This is a genomic window from Maribacter sp. UH1 (assembly GCF_056839145.1).
This window is the reverse complement of record NZ_CM166387.1, coordinates 1,888,313-1,907,755: the sequence shown is the minus strand read 5'-3', so window position 1 is coordinate 1,907,755 and position 19,443 is coordinate 1,888,313. Positions and strand designations below refer to the sequence as shown.

16 protein-coding genes are annotated in these 19,443 nt (G+C 35.8%); 13 read left to right on the top strand and 3 right to left on the bottom strand.

The features are described from left to right. Positions 1 to 39 precede the first annotated feature (39 nt). The 13 genes from cobA to UH1x_RS08355 all read left to right on the top strand — a co-directional run bounded on the left by cobA (position 40) and on the right by UH1x_RS08355 (position 16,374). Positions 40 to 813 carry a uroporphyrinogen-III C-methyltransferase gene (gene cobA, locus UH1x_RS08415; protein WP_482626167.1) on the top strand — a complete coding sequence of 258 codons (774 nt, stop codon included), beginning with the start codon at positions 40 to 42 and terminating at the stop codon, positions 811 to 813. Between the two features lie 249 nt (positions 814 to 1,062). Then, on the top strand, positions 1,063 to 2,490 hold the full coding sequence (locus UH1x_RS08410) for a NarK family nitrate/nitrite MFS transporter (RefSeq protein WP_482626166.1): 1,428 nt from the start codon (positions 1,063 to 1,065) through the stop codon (positions 2,488 to 2,490). Between the two features lie 12 nt (positions 2,491 to 2,502). Continuing rightward, the gene (locus UH1x_RS08405) at positions 2,503 to 3,261 is read left to right on the top strand and encodes a Crp/Fnr family transcriptional regulator (RefSeq protein ID WP_051941658.1); all 759 of its coding nucleotides are present in this window, start codon (positions 2,503 to 2,505) and stop codon (positions 3,259 to 3,261) included. Between the two features lie 250 nt (positions 3,262 to 3,511). Further along, positions 3,512 to 4,900 carry a CmpA/NrtA family ABC transporter substrate-binding protein gene (locus UH1x_RS08400; RefSeq protein WP_482626165.1) on the top strand — a complete coding sequence of 463 codons (1,389 nt, stop codon included), beginning with the start codon at positions 3,512 to 3,514 and terminating at the stop codon, positions 4,898 to 4,900. A 33-nt stretch (positions 4,901 to 4,933) separates the two neighbouring features. After that, positions 4,934 to 6,034, top strand: coding sequence for an ABC transporter permease (locus tag UH1x_RS08395; RefSeq protein ID WP_482626164.1), 1,101 nt, complete (start codon positions 4,934 to 4,936; stop codon positions 6,032 to 6,034). 19 nt (positions 6,035 to 6,053) lie between these two features. Beyond that, positions 6,054 to 6,893, top strand: a complete 840-nt coding sequence (locus UH1x_RS08390) for an ABC transporter ATP-binding protein (protein ID WP_482626163.1) — start codon at positions 6,054 to 6,056, stop codon at positions 6,891 to 6,893. Between the two features lie 17 nt (positions 6,894 to 6,910). After that, positions 6,911 to 7,729, top strand: coding sequence for an ABC transporter ATP-binding protein (locus UH1x_RS08385; protein WP_157486618.1), 819 nt, complete (start codon positions 6,911 to 6,913; stop codon positions 7,727 to 7,729). 34 nt (positions 7,730 to 7,763) lie between these two features. Further along, positions 7,764 to 9,044 (top strand): alginate export family protein, encoded by a 1,281-nt coding sequence (locus UH1x_RS08380; RefSeq protein WP_482626162.1) that lies wholly within the window; start codon positions 7,764 to 7,766, stop codon positions 9,042 to 9,044. A gap of 90 nt (positions 9,045 to 9,134) precedes the next feature. Then, a complete protein-coding gene (locus tag UH1x_RS08375; RefSeq protein WP_051941657.1) occupies positions 9,135 to 9,830 on the top strand; it encodes a response regulator transcription factor in 696 nt (231 codons plus the stop codon). 33 nt (positions 9,831 to 9,863) lie between these two features. Continuing rightward, positions 9,864 to 10,316 carry a hypothetical protein gene (locus UH1x_RS08370; protein WP_482626161.1) on the top strand — a complete coding sequence of 151 codons (453 nt, stop codon included), beginning with the start codon at positions 9,864 to 9,866 and terminating at the stop codon, positions 10,314 to 10,316. An 812-nt stretch (positions 10,317 to 11,128) separates the two neighbouring features. Continuing rightward, on the top strand, positions 11,129 to 14,659 hold the full coding sequence (locus UH1x_RS08365; protein WP_482626160.1) for a molybdopterin-dependent oxidoreductase: 3,531 nt from the start codon (positions 11,129 to 11,131) through the stop codon (positions 14,657 to 14,659). Positions 14,660 to 14,670: 11 nt separating this feature from the next. After that, complete coding sequence (locus UH1x_RS08360; protein ID WP_482626159.1) at positions 14,671 to 16,107, top strand: rubredoxin; 1,437 nt, start codon at positions 14,671 to 14,673, stop codon at positions 16,105 to 16,107. Between the two features lie 141 nt (positions 16,108 to 16,248). Beyond that, positions 16,249 to 16,374, top strand: coding sequence for a hypothetical protein (locus UH1x_RS08355; protein WP_482626158.1), 126 nt, complete (start codon positions 16,249 to 16,251; stop codon positions 16,372 to 16,374). Between the two features lie 19 nt (positions 16,375 to 16,393). On the opposite strand, the gene UH1x_RS08350 is transcribed toward UH1x_RS08355, so the two are convergent. From UH1x_RS08350 to UH1x_RS08340, 3 genes are all read right to left on the bottom strand, one after another. After that, complete coding sequence (locus UH1x_RS08350; protein WP_482626157.1) at positions 16,394 to 17,605, bottom strand: Pycsar system effector family protein; 1,212 nt, start codon at positions 17,603 to 17,605, stop codon at positions 16,394 to 16,396. 141 nt (positions 17,606 to 17,746) lie between these two features. After that, a complete protein-coding gene (locus UH1x_RS08345; RefSeq protein ID WP_482626156.1) occupies positions 17,747 to 17,908 on the bottom strand; it encodes a hypothetical protein in 162 nt (53 codons plus the stop codon). 4 nt (positions 17,909 to 17,912) lie between these two features. Beyond that, positions 17,913 to 19,274, bottom strand: coding sequence for an NAD-dependent succinate-semialdehyde dehydrogenase (locus tag UH1x_RS08340; protein ID WP_482626155.1), 1,362 nt, complete (start codon positions 19,272 to 19,274; stop codon positions 17,913 to 17,915). Between the last annotated feature and the right edge of the window lie 169 nt (positions 19,275 to 19,443).

Below are 19,443 nucleotides of genomic sequence, written 5' to 3'. Positions count from 1 at the left end.
TTGCAGAATCGATAATTAATAATGCTAAATACTATGAAGATGGAATTAGAGAAAACGGCAAAAGTAAGTTTAGTTGGAGCAGGACCAGGAGCAAAAGACCTAATAACAGTAAGGGGTTTGAGGGTTTTGAACGAGGCAGATGTTATATTGTACGACGCATTAATTAGTGATGAACTGTTATCTGAACTACGTACTGATATTCCTAAGATATATACGGGTAAAAGATGTGGAAAACACTCTCATACTCAAGATGAGATCAATGAATTGATAGTAAAATATGCTTTTGAATACGGACATGTAGTTAGATTAAAAGGCGGAGATCCATTTGTTTTTGGTAGGGCAAACGAAGAGATAGAATATGTAGAAGCCTTTGGTATTCCCGTAAGTATTATACCGGGTATTTCAAGTTCTATTGCCGTACCATCTAGTCAAGGAATACCCATGACCAAAAGAGGTGTCAGTAGTAGTTTTTGGGTAATGACCGCGACCAAAAAAGATGGTACATTCTCTCAAGATTTACAATATGCCGCTAAGTCAACGACTACTATGGTGATTTTAATGGGGATAAGGAAATTAAATCAAATTATTGATGAGGTCAGTAAATATAGGGGTAGAATGACACCTGTTGCTGTAATTCAAAATGGAACAACACCAAATGAAAGATGTGTTGTGGCTACTTTAGAAACTATACATAAGTATACATCGACTATAGAAACCAATATGCACGGTATCATAGTTATTGGTGATGTTGTCGCGGATCACCCATCCTTTTTTGAAGATGAAGTGCAACGTATATTGCATGATGCTATTTAAAGCAAATTTCTTCCTTTAAATATTACTTTCTACGTAGCTATTTTAAGAAATCAACTACTTGTTTTAAATCTGAAATTAAGAATAGCTAAATTTTACACGTCCAAAATTTATAATATAATAATGAACAGACTTAAATTCTAAATTTTATGTAATTATACGTAGTAAATTAGTAAATTATTCAAAACTACGTATAATTACGTATAAAATAGTTTAGGTTTGTACTGATTTATAAACGAAACAAAATATATCATGGAGAATCAATCCAAAAAATCGACTACTTTAAAGTTAACAGATTTAAAAAGTATGCCCATACGTACTTTCTGGATTACATCAATAGCATTCTTTATATGCTTTTTTGCATGGTTTGGTATCGTTCCTTTTATGCCAGATGTGGTTAAGGATTTAGGATTGACTCCGGATCAAAAATGGAACTCTATTATTTTGGCGGTTACAGGTACTGTTTTTGCTAGACTATTAATTGGTAAGCTTTGTGATAAATATGGCCCTAGATTATGTTATACCTATTTATTGATTTTAGGGGCTATACCCGTAATATTGATTGGATTTGTTCAAACACCTACACAATTCTTAATATGTAGATTGTTTATAGGATTTATTGGTGCGTCGTTTGTAATTACACAGTTTCATACTTCTATTATGTTCGCCCCTAATATAGTGGGTACTGCCAATGCTACTTCCGCAGGATGGGGGAATTTAGGTGGTGGTGCCAATCGTCTGGGTATGCCATTAATTGCTGCTGCAGTGGTAAGTTTTGGGGTTGCCGATGAAATTGCCTGGAGATATTCCATGATTATCGCTGGTGTTATCGCCATGATAATGGGTATTGTGTATTACTTTTTTACGCAAGATACTCCTGAAGGTAACTTTAAAGAATTGAAAGAAGCAGGCAAAATGCCGAAGCTTAAAAAAGATGAAGAATCATTTGTAAGTGTATTAAAGGATTATAGAGTTTGGATTCTTTTCATTGTGTACGCAGCATCTTTTGGAATGGAGCTTACTGTTTATGGTACAATGGACGATTATTTGCAAAACACATTCGGATTAACAAGATCCACTGCAGGTAATCTGGTACTGTCATTTGCGCTCATGAACATTTTTGCAAGAACCTTGGGTGGTTTTTTTGGAGATCGTTTTGGTAGATTAAAAGGATTGCGTGGAAGAGTGCTTTTCTTGACCGTAATTTTGGCGCTTGAAGGTATTATGCTTTCAACATTTTCTATGGCTACTAGTTTTGCAATGGGTATCGTGTTTTTGATAGCCTTTAGTTTAACGGTACAAATGGCAGAAGGGGCAACTTTCTCAGTAGTGCCATTTATAAACAAAAAAGCAATTGGTTCCATATCAGGTATAGTTGGTGCCGGCGGTAATGTAGGTGCTTTTTTAGCGGCACTTTTATTAAAATCTAAATCGGCATTGGCAGAAACCAACGCTTTGGCAGCGAATGCAAATTTAGGAGAAGAAGCTATGAAAGCGGCACAATCCGCAGCCGCATCAGGAGCAGTTTCTAGCGGTTACTTTATTATTGGCGGATTCGTAATTGTTACCGCATTGACCACATTGGCTATTAAATTCTCTGCAGAAGATGAAAAACAGGTAAAGGAAGAATTGAAAAAATCTGATACTCCAGTAGTTAAATTATCTACAAGTACTATATAAATAAATATATCTATGCGCACAGGCACAACAAACATATCAAAGTTTTCTTCTGAAAATTCAGAACTACTTGATAGTGCCTGTGGTATTTGTACCAATAAAAAATGCCTGATTCAAAAGAATATTCATTCTTCTAATATTGAAAAATTAGTTCAAGCAAGAAAAGAAATTAAATGTAAAAAGGGGCAACAGTTTATCATGGAAGGTGCTTCCGTTACCGGGCTGTTTTTTTTATTGAGCGGCAAAGTAAAAGTATTAAGAACCGGACTTCACGGTAAAGAACAGATTGTACGTTTTGCAGTACCAGGTGAAATTATTGGACATAGAGGTTTTGGTACAGAAGAGACCTACCCCATAAGTGCCATTGCATTAGTAGATTGTACACTATGTTATTTCTCAAAAGAATTACTACAAGAAACATTAAGGGAGACGCCTAGTCTAACCTATGATTTTATGCTGTTTTATGCGAATGAGCTTAATCGCAGTGAAATCCGAGTAAAATCTTTATCTCAAATGACAGTAAGGGAACGTGTCATAGATACCTTATTATACATCAATCGTAAGTTTGGGCAAACCAACGGATTTTCTTCCCTATTATTAAGCAGACGAGAGTACGCAGACTATGCCGGCACTACAGAAGAACAAGTCATTAGAATGTTCTCTATCCTTAAAAAAGAAGGGTTATTACTTACCAAAGGCAAAAGAGTTGGTATTTCTAATATTGAATTGCTTAAAAAAGAAATATCAGAGCATAATTTCTATCTAGACAGCTAGTAGTACGTACTTATTTCACACTTCTGTTTACGTAGTTAACACCACGCCTTTTATTCATTATAAGTCATTGCTTTACAGTTTATTATTTGTAATAAACTGTCTTTTAGCAGTTTTTAATATGGTTGATTGATATGTTTTAATGTGTTATAAAAAGAGGTTTAAACATCGTTTATATCATTAACGAGAAATGCTGTTACGTATATATTTGTAGAAATAAGTATTAATACGTAGAACACTAAATGATAAGATTATGAAAAACATTTTTACTTCATCTATTTTAACCCTTTCCCTCGCCTTGGTATTTACGGCGTGTGGAGATACAAAAACTAAGAAAACCGAAGCGGTTTCTGAAGAAGCGATAGCTTCAAAAACTAAAATGCTAGATATTGAAAAGCCACAGTTAACATTTGGCTTTATCAAACTAACGGATATGGCTCCTTTAGCGATTGCTAAAGAAAAAGGATTTTTTGAAGAAGAAGGACTTTTTGTTTCTGTAGAAGCACAATCTAACTGGAAAAATGTTTTAGACCGTGTAATTGACGGTCAATTAGACGGATCACATATGTTGGCAGGTCAGCCAATTGCTGCAGGAGCAGGATTTGGTAGACAAGCGGAATTGGTTACTCCGTTTTCAATGGATTTAAATGGTAACGGAATTACCGTATCTAATGATGTTTGGTCAAAAATGAAACCAAATGTACCTGCAGATTCAGATGGTAAGCCAATTCACCCAATTAAGGCAGATGCTTTAAAACCGGTAATTACATCTTATAAAAATGAAGGGAAACCTTTTAAAATGGGAATGGTTTTCCCGGTATCTACCCATAATTACGAATTGCGTTATTGGTTAGCTGCAGCAGGTATTCACCCAGGTATGTATACAGCTGATAATGTACAAGGGCAGATAGATGCCGAGGTTTTACTTTCTGTAACGCCACCGCCACAAATGCCAGCTACATTAGAGTCTGGTACTATTTACGGATACTGTGTAGGTGAACCTTGGAACCAACAAGCGGTATTTAAAGGTATTGGTGTACCGGTTACTACAAACTATGATATCTGGAAAAATAATCCTGAAAAAGTATTTGTAATGACAAAGCAATTTGTAGAGCAAAACCCTAATACGGCAATTGCGGTTACCAAAGCATTGATCAGAGCTGGTAAGTGGTTAGATGAACCAACAAACAGAGACGAAGCGGTAGAAATATTATCTATGTCTCAATACGTAGGTGCGCCAAAAGAAGTATTGGCTAATTCTATGACAGGAACATTTGAATTTGAAAAAGGAGACAAGCGAGAAATGCCAGATTTCAATGTATTCTATAAGTACAACGCAACATATCCATTCTATTCTGACGGTATTTGGTTCTTAACTCAAATGCGTAGATGGGGACAGATTCCTGAGGCTAAATCTTCAGATTGGTATGCATCAACAATTAAAGATATTTACCGTCCTGATATCTGGAAAAAAGCGGCCGATTTATTAGTAGCTGAAGGACAGATTCCTGCGGCAGACGTTCCTGATACGGATGGTTACAAAGCTGCCACTTCAGATTTTATAGATGGAACTAGTTATGATGCCAAAGACCCAATTGGGTATATCAATAGCTTCTCAATAGGTAACAAAGACAAGAAATAATTAAAGCAATTCATTGACCCTAAACTAGATATTATGGAACAGGAAATGGTCTTAAAAAAGGAAAAGAGTATGTCTACAAATTTCAAGCAGATACTTGCAAAACTTACACCAAGCATAAAAAAGGATGGTATTATGAATTCCTTAAAAAATACTGGTATAACACTACTATCCATATTATTGTTTTTAGGGTTATGGCACATGGGTTCTAAAGCCTTATACAATAAAGAAGCGGACTATAAAATTGAAAAAGCCTTAACGGAAAGAGGAGAAGAAGCGGCTGCGGCAGAACGTGCATGTATTGAATCTGGTGATAGCAGTTGCCAACCAAATACTTTGCCTTCTCCCACTCAAGTATGGGCTTCTTTAAAATCTTTAGTAGCGGATCATCATGTAATTAGCGCTGACAAAGCTGCTTTTGCAGAGAAAATGGCTGCTACCAATGAAAAGATGATCGCGGCGGGTAAAGACCCCATTGTTTATACGGGTAGGGCATCATTTATAGATATCGTTCTTACTAGTATAAAAACAGTATTTGCCGGTTTCCTATTAGCATTATTGATAGCAGTGCCTATTGGTATAGTTATAGGGTTAAGTCCGTCATTACGTAGTGCCTTCAATTGGTTCATTCAAATTTTTAAACCGGTATCTCCTGTAGTATGGTATTTGTTGGTTTTCATGATTGTAAAAACCTTGTATATAGGTGACAGTTCTGATAATGCTTTTGTTATCTCCTTTATAAGTGTTGGTTTTTGTGCCATGTGGGCAACATTGGTTAATACGGCAATGGGCGTGGCATCGGTAGATAAAGATTATATCAATGTTGCCAAGGTTTTAAAGTTGGGCACTTTTCAAAAAGTGTTCAAGGTGATTTTACCTTCTTCATTACCATTGATTTTTACAGGACTACGTATTACACTTTCTGTGGCGTGGATGGTATTAATTGCTATTGAGCTTTTAGCACAAAGTCAAGGTTTAGGTCTTTTCGTGTGGGAAGAATTTCAAAACGGAGCCAATGATTCAAACGCAAAAATTATTGTGGCAATGTTTGTCATCGGTATCATTGGTTTCTTGTTAGATAGACTAATGCTTGCCGTACAGAATATGGTTTCCTTCAATAAAAACGAAATGGCATAACGCTTTTAAAAGATAGAACATGGCATACTTAGAACTAAATAATATATACAAAACCTATGGTGAGGGTGAGAACAGTACAGAGGTACTTTCTAACATAAACCTTTCTATGGATGAAGGAGAGTTTGTAGCTATTGTCGGCTTTACCGGAAGTGGAAAAACCACTTTGGTAAATCTTATAAATGGTCTGCTACAACCCACAAGCGGTGAGGTTCTTTTTAAAGGAGTTCCAGTTACTGATACCAGTCATGAGCGTGGTGTAATTTTTCAAAACTATTCGCTTTTACCTTGGCTTACCGTTGGGCAAAATATTTACATGGCCGTAAAAGGGGCTTTTCCAAAAGAGAGTAAAAAAGTGTTGATGGAAAGGGTAAAAGAGTATGTGGCTATGGTAAGTTTAAGTCCTGCAATCAACAAAAGACCTAAAGAGTTATCTGGTGGTATGCGTCAAAGAGTTGCGGTAGCCCGCGCGTTGGCCATGAATCCTGAAATGATCATAATGGATGAACCTTTGGGTGCTTTAGATGCTTTGACCCGTGGAAATTTACAAGATGAAATTTTAAATATCTGGAGCCAAGATAAACGTACTGCTTTATTGATCACCAATGATGTCGATGAAGGTATTTATATGGCAGATCGGATTATTCCTCTAAAGCCAGGACCAAATGCAACGTTGGGACCAGAGTTTAAAATCGACATTGAAAGACCACGGGATAAAACGGCAATGAACGATAATCCTGTATACAAGAAAACCAGAAATGCCATCATAGAATATCTAATGGATATTGGCGATGATAGAAAAACAGTATCAGAGGTAGAATATAAATTACCGGAGCTTACTCCTAAAAGCTTTGTAGCCTAAAGAAAAAGAATATGAACATGACACAACAATCTAACGAAGTGTATTCAGAGAATGGTATTGTCTACCCTGATAATGTAATGCTGGATCTCGCAAATTTGAAAAAGGTTTATCCTACCCCAAAGGGCGATTATGTGGTACTTGAAGATTTGAACCTGAAAATCTTAAAAGAAGAGTTTGTAACCATTATCGGGCATTCAGGTTGTGGAAAAACAACCATGCTTTCTATGATTGCAGGTCTTAATGAAATCTCTGGAGGTAATATATCGGTTTTGGGCAACCCGGTAAAAGGTCCCGGTCCAGATAGGGGTGTCATTTTTCAATCTCCAAGTCTAATGCCTTGGATGACCGCTTTGGATAATGTATTGCTAGGTGTAAATCAAGTTTTTCCAAGTGCAACTAAAACACAGCGTCAAGATGTTGCAAAATATTACTTGCACAAAGTAGGCTTGGAAGACGCATTTTATAAAAAAGCATCTGAACTTTCGCAAGGTATGCAACAACGTGTGGGTATAGCACGTGCTTTTGCCATTAAGCCAAAAGTATTGTTGTTAGACGAGCCGTTTGGGATGCTAGATTCTTTGACCCGTGGAGAACTGCAAGATATTTTAATAGAAATCTGGAACAAAGAAAAAATTACCGCGGTCATGATTACGCATGATGTAGATGAGGCTATCTTTTTAGCAGATCGTGTGGTAATGATGACCAGTGGACCTAAAGCTAAAATAGGGGATATTCTTTCCATAGATTTTGAAAGACCAAGGACTAGAAAATCCGTTTTGGAAAACGATGATTATTACACCTACAGAAAACATTTAATAGACTTCTTAGAACACTAACAAATAACTCAATCAAACATTAAAAATTACGATTATGAAAAAGCAATATCTAATCATTACACTATTGTTTCTAACCGCAAATGGCATTTATGCACAATTTACGTTAGACGGGCAGTTTAGACCAAGAACAGAATACAGACATGGTTTTGGTAATTTAATACCAGATGCCGCAGATGCTGGTTTCGCCATTTCTACACGAGCTCGATTAAATGCAAAGTATGAATCTGAGGCGTATCAATTTTACCTAAGCTTACAAGATGTAATGGTTTGGGGAGAAAACAGACAAATTTTACCAGATGATCAGAATGATTCTTTTGCCGTTTTTGAAGCATGGGCAAATATAAATTTAGGCAAAGGCTGGTCTACAAAATTAGGGCGGCAAGTAATATCTTATGACGATCAAAGAATTTTTGGTGGCTTAGACTGGGCGCAACAAGGTAGAAACCATGATGCGGGGCTTTTAAAGTATAAAAAAGATAAGTTTATCATGGATATAGGTTTGGCTTTCAGTCAAGATTTTGACAACCCAACAGGTTTTCAATCTGTAGGTACAGCCTATAATACATCTGGGTTCTTTACGTATAAAACAATGCAGTACTTATATGCAAAACAACAATGGGATGGTTTTTCTGCAAGTTTGTTGGCATTGAATAATGGCTTTCAAAATTTCGATGATACCGATGCTGCAGACGGTGTAAGCAATCTACAGACAATTGGTACGCACTTAAATTTTAAACAAGGGAAATTCAATGCGAACGCTAACTTGTTTTTACAAACAGGAGAAAGACAAAACGAAGTGAAATCCAGTGCGTATTTATTAGGTTTGGAATTGGGTTATAAAGCAAGTGACAAAGTGATGTTGGGTGTAGGTACGGAAGTAATCAGTGGTAACAAGGCTGATACTACAGATAAAACAGAAGCATTTTTTCCTTTATACGGAACCAACCATAAGTTTAACGGATTCATGGATTATTTCTACGTAGGTAACCATGCTAATTCAGTAGGTCTTTTTGATATTCATGCAAGTGCGAAATTCGATTTAGGCAAGCAGTCAAGCTTACTGGTTAAAGTATTGAACTTTAGTGGAGAACAAGAATTAGCAAGTGGTGAAAAATCATTGGGTACGGAAATAGATTTGGTATTTGCAAAGAAATTTAAAGGTTACGGTCTGGCAATTGGGTATTCTCAAATGTTCGCTGCAGATGGTATGTATGAGCTTAAGGGAATTACAGATGACTTAGCGGCAAGCAGTCAAAATTGGGCTTGGGTTCAATTAACGATCAAACCTCAGTTTTTGAACACAAAGAAAGAGTAGTTTTATAAAAGTAAGTAGTTAGTTATGCGGTCTATACAGCTAGTGTTGTACAGACCGCATTTTTATTTTTAAAATATTACGTAATTTAGCATGTTACGTATAATTACCTATATTTTGAGTGAAACAACGAGGATAGTATTGGCAGATGATCACGCTTTGGTTAGGGACGGAATTCGTTCTTTATTGGAATCGGAATCTGATTTAGAAGTAATCGGAGAGGCAGCCAACGGAAAAGAAGCTATTGAGCTGGTAGGCAAAGTATCTCCAGATATTTTAATCATAGATATTAGAATGCCCGTAATGAATGGGATAGATGCCGTTGCAGAATTGACCAAAAGTAAATCAGAGGTAAAGACCATTATACTCTCTATGCATGATTCTGAGGAATATATCTTAAAATCCATCAGTTCTGGTGCCAATGGGTATTTGTTGAAAGACACTGATAAATCAGAGTTTATAAAGGCAATCCATACCGTAAGGGAAGGCGGTAAATACTTTAGTGGAGATATAAGTAATGTTTTGGTAAATAACTTATTGGGAGCCAAAAAGGAAGAAGTTAAAGAAGAAGCGCCGCGCAAAACAGGTGATAATGTCTTTGATTTGACCAATAAAGAATTGAAGGTATTGGAATTGGTGTTGTCAGGATTAACCAATCAACAAATATCAGAGAAACTTCAAAACAGCAAACGTACTATAGAAACGCACCGTTTTAATTTAATGCGTAAGATGGATGTAAAAAACCTTATTGATCTTTCTAAAAAATCACAGAAACACAATTTGATTTAGTAAAAACTTACCATATTGTAAGAAAAATTCTAAATGAAAAATAATATCCTCATAGCCCTTGTAGCTTTCGTATTTATTTTTAATTCTTGCGATAATTGTGATGATAAAGCTTGCTTTACACCACCAAATGGATTCACCTTTGAATTGGTAGATAAAACAACGAGGGAAAATCTTTTTACAAACGAGACCTTTAGTTCCAATGAAATTAGTGTAACTAACCTTGTTGATAATTCGAATTTAGAATTTAATTTTATAGATGAAGATGATGTTAATCTAATTCAAATAAATGCTATTGGTTGGGAATCTGAAACAGTAGATGCATTGATTACCGTGTCAGGTATTGATATTTTCAATGTAATCGTTGACGCAGAAAGAACTACTGAAGATTGCTGCACGTTTACAAAATATAATGAAATAAGAATTGAAAACGCTGAATTTGAATTGAGTGATGAAAATGGAATTTATACCATCCTCGTAACGCAATAAACTAAATAATAGGCTTTGATTTAATGCGTAAGATGGATGTGAAAAACCTCATTTACCTTTCTAAAAAGGCACAGAAGCGTAATTTGATTTAGAGATTTGTTTGGTTGTTGTAAATAATTTGATACTAGCCTTTTAACATTTAGAAAAAATTTTATAAGCCTAAATGACGATAATAATTTTACCATTATACTTTGCTCCCTTTATCTTATTGCTTTTTGGAGTTACGTTAATTATTGGAATTACCGTAGTTCTTAGAACTGTAAAATTGTATAAGTCAAAAAAAATCAGAAAAATTGATTTGTTAGCAGGACTAATTATTTCACTTACTCTTTACGGATTTCTTTATTCGCTCTTCCATGGGGAAAATAATGATTTTGGTCGAATTATGTTTGGGTTTCTAATCATGTTGTTCATTCCTTTTGTTATCTATCTAATTGCATATAACAGTAAAAAAGAAAATTTTATATCTACAGTGTTTTTAATTAGTATAGCCTTTACATTTACAGTTATAATTTCTCTCTTTTTGTTTACCAGCATATTAATGGTAGTTACTAAATAAAAACTGGTTACAAAACCTATCAACAATACGAAATACAGGCTTAAACAAACAGTTGGTCATGGTGTAACTTGCTCTTTTATTTTAACATTTCAACACCTCACTTTCTCATTTATTGATCAATTCTCAGTGTCTGCTTGTCAAAATTGCGGATCACTCGATTTAATCCAAAACATTTGCGATAAAAAAGTACGTATTTATACGTACTTTTTATAATTTGCAGTATACTTCTGAACCATTCTTTATCATTGATAAAATGAATAGTAATAAAACTCATAAAACAATATGTTCCTATTGCGGTGTAGGCTGCGGTATACTTGTAGATGTTGATGCAAAAGGAACTATTTCGGTAGACGGTAATCCAGATTATCCGTCTAATAAAGGCATGCTTTGTACAAAAGGGCGTAATCTAAACTACGTAGCTCAAGATACTACAGATAGAATTCTGTATCCAGAAATGAAATGGAGCAGAAATCACCCATTGCAACGTGTTTCTTGGGATGCCGCTTTTGAGCGTGCCGCTGCAGTTTTTAAAAGTATTATTGCCAAACACGGTCCAGATAGTGTAGGGTTTTATGTATCTGGTCAGTGCTTAACAGAAGAGTACTACCTCATCAATAAATTGACAAAAGGATTTATTGGCACCAATAATATAGATACCAATTCTAGGCTATGTATGAGTTCTGCCGTGGTAGGGTATAAGAAAACCTTGGGTGAAGACTCCGTTCCCATTTCATATGAAGATATAGAACTGGCAGATTGTTTTTTAATTGCAGGAGCAAACCCGGCATGGTGCCATCCTATCTTATATAGAAGATTGGAAAAGCATAAAGAAGAAAACCCGAATGTAAAGATAATTGTAGTAGATCCTCGTAAGACACAGACTTGTGCCGGGGCAGATTTACATTTGCAAATACTACCGGGTACAGATGTAATTCTATTCAATGCTATTGCCCGTAGATTAATAGAGAAAAGAAAAATAGATAGTGCTTTTATTAAAAAGCACACTGCTAATTTTGAAGCTTGTAAAGAAATGGCTTATAGCTTATCTCTTAAAGAAGCGGCAAAAAAATGTGGTATTCCCGTTGCTGATATTCGTAAGGCGGCAGAATATATAGGTAACGCCAAAAAGTTCATAAGTATGTGGACCATGGGGCTGAACCAAAGTGTTATAGGTGTTGCTAAAAATGTATCGTTATTAAACCTATCCTTATTAACAGGTCAAATAGGTAAGCCAGGATCAGGACCATTTTCATTAACAGGTCAGCCAAATGCTATGGGCGGCAGAGAAGTTGGTGGTATGGCAAGTTTATTGGCTGCACATAAAAATTTAGGTAATCCTGCACATAGAAAAGAAGTCTCGGATTTTTGGGGAGGCGGAGAAATACAAGCCGAACCAGGGTACACGGCAACAGAAATGTTCGATGCATTAGATGAAGGAAAGCTAAAAGCAGTTTGGATCGTTTGTACTAACCCGGCGGTAAGTATGCCCAATTCCAATAAAGTAGAAAGAGCATTGAAAAAGGCAAAGTTCGTAGTCGTTCAAGATATATCACATAACTCAGAGACCACAAAATTTGCCGATTTATTATTACCTGCAGCAGGTTGGTTAGAGAAAGAAGGTACGATGACCAATTCAGAAAGACGAATTAGTTATCTGCCTAAAGTGATAGATGCTCCCGGTGAAGCACTGCCAGATGCCGAAATTATTTGGCGTTTTGCACAAGCCATGGGTTATAGTGGCTTTGACTACAATAATAGCAGTGAGGTTTATGACGAACATTGTTTATTGACTAAAGGCACAGATATAGATATTTCTGGGTTGTCTTATGAAAGGTTAATTAACGAAGGTAGTTTTCAATGGCCGGTACCGCATAAAACACATAAAGGAACACCAAGGTTATTTACAGACCGTAAATTCTTGACCAACGATAAAAAAGCGCATTTTAATGCTCCTACTACCCTATACAATAAATCTGAAGAAACAAGTAGTGATTATCCGCTGATATTAAATTCAGGTCGTGTACGCGACCAGTGGCATACCAGAACCAAAACCGGTAAGGTGAAAAGGTTATTGACCCATATACCCCAACCATATTTAGAAATGAACGCGGTAGATGCCTATTTACGTAAAATTAGGGAAGGTGATATTGCAGTAGTAAAAAGTAGAAGAGGGCAAGTACAGGTAAAAGTGCAGCTTAATTATGATATTAGAGAATCGGTTGTTTTTTTACCAATGCATTGGGGTAAAGTATTAAATAATGATTTTGGTAGGGCAAATAACTTGACCAATGATTTGGTTGATCCGGTTTCTAAAGAGCCAGATTTTAAGTACTGTGCCGTTGAGGTCACAAAGTTTGTAAAAGAAAAACAGAAGGTGGTTGTTATTGGTGCTGGAGCTGCGGCTTACCGCTTTATACAATCGTATAGAGAGAAAAATAGCCTAGATGAACTTCATGTATTTTCTAAGGAGAAAGACCCTTTTTATAACCGTGTATTGTTACCTGAGTATGTAAGTGATGAACTCTCATGGGAAGCTTTGGAAAAGTTGAAAGATGGCGAATTACAGAAGCTTGATGTTACGTTACACCCAGGTGTAGGTATCAATAACGTAAATGCAGATGACAAAACAGTAATAGATTCTAAAGGAGAAAAGCATAGCTATGATTTGCTTATTATGGCAACAGGTAGTAGAGCTTTTATACCAAGTGATGTACAAATAAAATTACCGGGCCGTTTTACCATGCGTGAAAGAGGCGATGCAGATAAACTTAGAAAATATCTGTTAGAAACCGGATTGCAGGCAAAAGACCAAAATGTGGTTATTGTTGGTGGCGGACTCCTAGGATTGGAGCTTGCGGCAGCTTTAAAGAAAATCAACATTAACATCAGTATTATTCAACGTGCACCTAGATTAATGGAGCGTCAACTAGATAGTGTGGCCAGCCGTTTGTTGGCAGAAGATGTTATGGAACGCGGTATTAATCTATATTTTGACAATGAAGTAAGTACCGTTTTTGAAGATAAAGAACAAAAACATAGCTTGTTGGTAAACCTTAAAACGGGGCGTACCATTCAGTGTAATGCAATTGTTTATGCCATAGGTACAAGACCGAATATAGAATTGGCAAAACAGACCGGCGTGCATACCCGTAGAGGTGTAGTGGTCAATTCATATTTGCAAAGCAGTGATCCTTCTATTTTCGCTTTGGGAGAAATTGCGGAATTTAAGAATTCGTTGTTCGGTATTACCTCTGCAGCAGAGCAACAGGCAGATATTGCAGCTAATTTTATACTGGGAGACTTTAGTAGTATTTACAATGGTTCGGTTTTAATGAACATATTAAAATTTGAAAATCTTGATCTCTGCAGTATAGGTATGGTGAATTCACCAATTGGCGATTCATCTTACGAAGAAATTATTTTAATGGATGTAAGCAAGCGCTTCTATAAGAAATGCATTGTAAAGGACGATACCCTTAAAGGAGCCATTTTAATGGGCGATAAAAATGAGTTTGCGGAGTTTAAAAGGCTAATAGAAGAAGAAATTGAACTCTCTGAAAAACGAGACGAATTGTTGCGCGGAGCTTCCACCTCGGTTCCTTTAAAGGGGAAATTGGTCTGCTCTTGTAGTCAGGTTGGGGAAGGCAATGTTATAGATGCTATCAATGGAGGATGCTCAGACTTCAATAAATTATGTTCAGAAACCGGGGCAGGTTTGGGATGTGGTAGTTGTAAGCCCGAAATAAAAGATTTATTAAAGAAACAGCTGGTTTTAGCCAATTAAAAGAGCACATTATGAATGATGATCTGCATAGAATATTGATAAAAGGAGGCGTTACCTCTCCTGGTGAACTAAAAGATATTATTACCATGTTAGAAGCTGCGGGACTAACAAGTGTAAACTTTGGATCACGGCAAGATATTTTATTTCCTTTGAAAGATGCAAAAGAAGAGCAGCTAGAAAGTATCTCAAAATTCAATACCGATATCATCGCCAATCGTTCATTTCAGAATATCGTTAGTTCATATGTTTCTGCAGATATTTTTGATATGACCCATTGGTTAAAAGGGTCTACCTATCTCTATATTTTAGAAGGATTTGATTTTTTGCCCAAGCTTAAAATCAATATTACGGATCCAAAGCAAAGATTGGTGCCAATTTTTAGTGGTAACCTCAACTTTATAGCCTCTGATCAAGAAGATTATTGGTATCTGAATATAAAACTTCCGCACTGGAGTTCATCGGCATTTTATCCTGTTCTAATTTATAGTTGGGATATCAATTCCATCTCCAAACAGATTGAAGAAATATATGAAGATATCTCAGATATAGACGAGCTTTTTTTCATCATGAACAAAAACTTGGAGACCAATAATAAGACTATGGAGAAGGAATTAAAGGTTCCTTTTCAAACCTTTCCGTATTATGAAGGTATGAACCGTTTAGGGTCAGATTTGTACTGGTTGGGTCTCTATTGGAGAAATAACAAATATGACCTGTCTTTCTTAAAAGAATTTTGTGGTTTTTGCTTGGATAACAGTATAGGTAAAATATGTATTACACCCTGGAAATCATTTGTGGTAAAAGGAATAAAAAAATCTAGTAGACCAGAACTTGAACGTTTTCTGGGTAAAAAAGGTATCAATGTAAGGCACTCTCAACTAGAGATGAATTGGCATGTGCCCATTGATGACGGTGAGGCGTTAGAGCTAAAAAAATATTTGGTACGTAGCTTTGATCAAAATGATATTAGTACTTATGGCCTCACCTTTGGTATTAGTAATGAAGTGGGTAAACGTTCGCACTTTGCCTCGGTGATAATTGAAAAGAACAGTTTGCCCACTATCGTTAAAGAATTTGAAGTTCGCCCTACCTATAATGTATTGCACTTTGAACATTTTGACCCTAATAGTCAAAAGTACATTACCTATGCACAAGACATAGATAAAATTGAATTACCTGGTCTTTTAATGGAGTTGAGTAAAATGTATTTTGATCAATTAGGTCGCGTAGATGATAATGAAGAAAAGGCTAGTGTTGAAATTGTGGATGCTACCCAGTCTTTGTATCAATGTCAAGATTGCCTTACCGTATATGATGAATCTTTTGGTGACGCAGAATTAAATATTGCTCCGGGCACAAAATTTCAAGATATAGATGAAAATTATGAATGCCCTGTATGTTCAGCGCCAAAGTCTAGGTTTAAAGAAGCGATGATACAAATGATTTAAATAGCGAGGAGTTAATTGGTATTACACATGATGTCAAGGCATTAAGAAATAGCAAAAGAGATAAAAAATTGGTTTTTGAAGTTAAGAGTCTAAGGAGTATGCGCATAAATTTGTAGTATAATCTTAAATAGACCAACACTCATGACCAGAGTAAATATAGATAACCAAAACAAGGAGCCAGCTTTGGCAAAGGCATTAAAACTAACTATTGTAATTGCTGCAATAGGTATATTATTATGTATACATTTAATGACTATTGGAGCTTAGAATAGCTTTCCACATTTACCTAAGGTTGCATAACGGGAAGTTCTAAGGCTCTTTCCGGACCATAAAACTTAAGCGCTATACCAAATACGATTACAGAAATAATCATACCTACCATGAAAACGGTGTAGGTCCAACGTAGAATTCTATATTTCCTTTCCAATACTACACCAAGAAAATATAAGTCTTTTGTCAATGAACTATAGATATAGTCCTTATCTTTTATAAGCTCGTTCATTGCCCAATTATACTGCTCTAACTTCATTTTATGAAAATTACCAAAGAACAATAAATTAGTTTTTTTTGTGTTCACTTCTTCTTCCGTAAACTGCCCAGTGGTAATGTTAGGTTTTGTGGCTATGATAGACATCACCATAGAGATGACACTAAATACAATGAATAAAAAGGTAGGATAAAAGAGATAATCGTTTGAAGGATTATCTAATTTAGGAACCAAATTTGCCAATGCCATAGAAATGATAATGGCGTTTACCGAAAGTAAGATATTAGCTTTGGTATCGGCAATATCACTAAGCTTTAAATGATTTTGAAGCGTAACCCTATACAAGGTTTGTATTCCCCTATCAGGTAACTCTCCTTTATACTTGGCTTTTAAGCTTTCTTTTTTAATAAGCTCATTATTCTTTTTTCTAGCCTTAATGAGTCTCTTAATATTTTTGTCTTTTCCTTTTTGCCAATTATTGATGGCGTAATCTGTATAAAAACGATGTTTTGTGCGTAAAAGAGTTATATTTTCTTCTCGCCAATCTGCAGATGTGCTATGCTGCTTTTCTACTAAAGAAAGCTCTTCTCTTAATAATTCTGTGGTAGCCGTAAAGTTCTTCACATGAAAATGAGAAGAATCTGCATCACGTATTATTTTCTCTAATTCATTTTTAGGCTCATAATTTTTTTTGGTAGCCATGATAAGACTACAAACATTATCAATAAATGAATCTGGACTATTATGTTGTACTAAGAAGTCTTTGGCTAGTTGACAACTGTTTTCTTCATGATTGTCATAAGAAACAGTAAATCCAAGATCATGAAACCAAGCAGCAACTAAAAGAAGCTCACTATCTGCGTGGCTAATATGTTCACCTTCAATAAGCTCTTTTGTACTGTCTACTACACGCTGAGTATGCCTAAGGTTATGATATAGAAACTTTGGGTCAATATCACGAGTTAGTTTATCAGTGGCAAAAACTTCAGCTTTAGAAACTAGTGTAGACATGGTTATTTTATAAGACTTTAGAAAAGTACAAAATAATTGGCTTTGGTTAATAAGTGGGTTTGAAACCTTCTTAAATTCATCTTTTTACAAATAAAACAAAAGACGAAGATGTGCTTGCCTAAGTATTTTGAGTTGTGTTCTTTAGTTTGTGAAGAACACGTTTGAAACTATAATACCAACAACTAGAACAACTAAAAATGCCACTAATATGGTAACACCTAATTTTGTTTTCTTATTCTTCTGAAGGATGTACTCGCGTGTTTCCTCTTCTGGTTCTTTTACAAATTTTGTTTCGTCTGTCATAATTTTATTTTTTAATGTATACTGTTTTTTTGTTCACAAATTCTAAGATTCCCTCTCTAGATAATTCTCTACCGTAACCAGATGCCTTTGTACCTCCAAAAGGTAATCTAGGATCAGATTTTACCATGTCGTTTATAAAAAATGCCCCATCTGGTATGCTGGATATTGTTTTCATTGCGGCATCTATATCTTCAGTGAATAACATACTGCCTAGTCCCAATTTAGAATTTGCAGCTAAGGCAATAGCTTCTTCTCTGTTTTTTGCTTTGGTAATTGCAGCAACGGGTCCAAATGTTTCTTCTTTAAAAACAGGCATATCTGTAGTTACTTCGGTAAGAATGGTAGGTGAATAATAAGCTCCGTTGCGCATGTTGCCCAAGACGACTTTTGCGCCTTGTTTTATAGAATCGTTTACTTGTTTTTGTAGCTCTTCTGCTAAATCTTCACGTGCCATAACGCCTATGAAAGTTTCTTTGTTCATAGGATCACCACTTTTGAGCGACTTTACTTTGGCAATAAATTTTTCTAAAAACGCATCATAAATATCAGCACAGACTATAAAGCGTTTTGCTGCAATACAGCTTTGACCGGTGTTCTGCATACGTGTAGTTACCATAGTGTCCATGTGCTTATCCAAATCTGCATCTTCCCAAACAATACAAGCGTTGTTTCCGCCAAGTTCTAGAACAGATTTCTTTAAATTTTTACCTGCGGTACCCGCTATAGATTTACCGGCTTTTTCGCTACCGGTCAAGGTAACCGCTTTAATTCCGTCATTGGAAATCAGCTTTTCTATTTCTTCATGACCGGCTTTTAAACTTTGAAAACATCCTTCAGGATAACCAGCATCCAAAAACAACTGTTCTATTGCTAAAGAGCACCCGGTAACATTTTGTGCATGTTTTAAAAGTGCTGTATTCCCAGCTGTTAAAGTAGGCGCGGCAAAACGAATTACCTGCCAAAAAGGATAGTTCCACGGCATAACGGCAAGTATGCATCCTAAGGGATCGTGGCTTATAAAGCTTTCGTCTGCATCGGTTTCTATTACTTCATCGGCTAAAAGATCCTCAGCATTGTGCGCGTAAAAGTCACACGCCCAAGCACACTTTTCAATTTCAGAAACACCTTGAGCATATGGTTTGCCCATTTCTTGTGTCATAAGAGTTGCATATTCCTCTTTACGTTCTATTAGCAGTTCTGCGACATTGGTGAGCAATTCGCACCTGTCTTCAATTTCCATATTCGCCCATGAACTTTCAATGCTCAGGGCTTTTTTTAATTTCTCTTCAATATCTGCGTAGGTATCCTTTGTATATGTGTCTACAACGGCACCATTATAAGGGTTTGTGATTTCATAATTTTCCATAGTACAAATTTAGAATTAAGAAGGTAGTTCTATTAATTCGTTACAAATAATTCTTAACCCTTTTGAGCTATTATTAACGTTAATATAAATAGGTTTAGAGTTAAGTAAATCTGTCATTTACTAAGACCTTTGTTACAGACGATAATACAAATATTGTCCTTTAGTAAAA

What these genes read in the sequence shown, in the direction of transcription:
- UH1x_RS08350 (WP_482626157.1), bottom strand. Translation starts at nt 17,605, where the DNA reads ATGTCTACACTAGTTTCTAAAGCTGAAGTTTTTGCCACTGATAAACTA.
- UH1x_RS08395 (WP_482626164.1), top strand. Translation starts at nt 4,934, where the DNA reads ATGGAACAGGAAATGGTCTTAAAAAAGGAAAAGAGTATGTCTACAAAT.
- UH1x_RS08370 (WP_482626161.1), top strand. Translation starts at nt 9,864, where the DNA reads ATGAAAAATAATATCCTCATAGCCCTTGTAGCTTTCGTATTTATTTTT.
- UH1x_RS08360 (WP_482626159.1), top strand. Translation starts at nt 14,671, where the DNA reads ATGAATGATGATCTGCATAGAATATTGATAAAAGGAGGCGTTACCTCT.
- UH1x_RS08400 (WP_482626165.1), top strand. Translation starts at nt 3,512, where the DNA reads ATGAAAAACATTTTTACTTCATCTATTTTAACCCTTTCCCTCGCCTTG.
- UH1x_RS08390 (WP_482626163.1), top strand. Translation starts at nt 6,054, where the DNA reads ATGGCATACTTAGAACTAAATAATATATACAAAACCTATGGTGAGGGT.
- cobA (WP_482626167.1), top strand. Translation starts at nt 40, where the DNA reads ATGGAATTAGAGAAAACGGCAAAAGTAAGTTTAGTTGGAGCAGGACCA.
- UH1x_RS08385 (WP_157486618.1), top strand. Translation starts at nt 6,911, where the DNA reads ATGACACAACAATCTAACGAAGTGTATTCAGAGAATGGTATTGTCTAC.
- UH1x_RS08380 (WP_482626162.1), top strand. Translation starts at nt 7,764, where the DNA reads ATGAAAAAGCAATATCTAATCATTACACTATTGTTTCTAACCGCAAAT.
- UH1x_RS08340 (WP_482626155.1), bottom strand. Translation starts at nt 19,274, where the DNA reads ATGGAAAATTATGAAATCACAAACCCTTATAATGGTGCCGTTGTAGAC.
- UH1x_RS08365 (WP_482626160.1), top strand. Translation starts at nt 11,129, where the DNA reads ATGAATAGTAATAAAACTCATAAAACAATATGTTCCTATTGCGGTGTA.
- UH1x_RS08405 (WP_051941658.1), top strand. Translation starts at nt 2,503, where the DNA reads ATGCGCACAGGCACAACAAACATATCAAAGTTTTCTTCTGAAAATTCA.
- UH1x_RS08410 (WP_482626166.1), top strand. Translation starts at nt 1,063, where the DNA reads ATGGAGAATCAATCCAAAAAATCGACTACTTTAAAGTTAACAGATTTA.
- UH1x_RS08345 (WP_482626156.1), bottom strand. Translation starts at nt 17,908, where the DNA reads ATGACAGACGAAACAAAATTTGTAAAAGAACCAGAAGAGGAAACACGC.
- UH1x_RS08355 (WP_482626158.1), top strand. Translation starts at nt 16,249, where the DNA reads ATGACCAGAGTAAATATAGATAACCAAAACAAGGAGCCAGCTTTGGCA.
- UH1x_RS08375 (WP_051941657.1), top strand. Translation starts at nt 9,135, where the DNA reads ATGTTACGTATAATTACCTATATTTTGAGTGAAACAACGAGGATAGTA.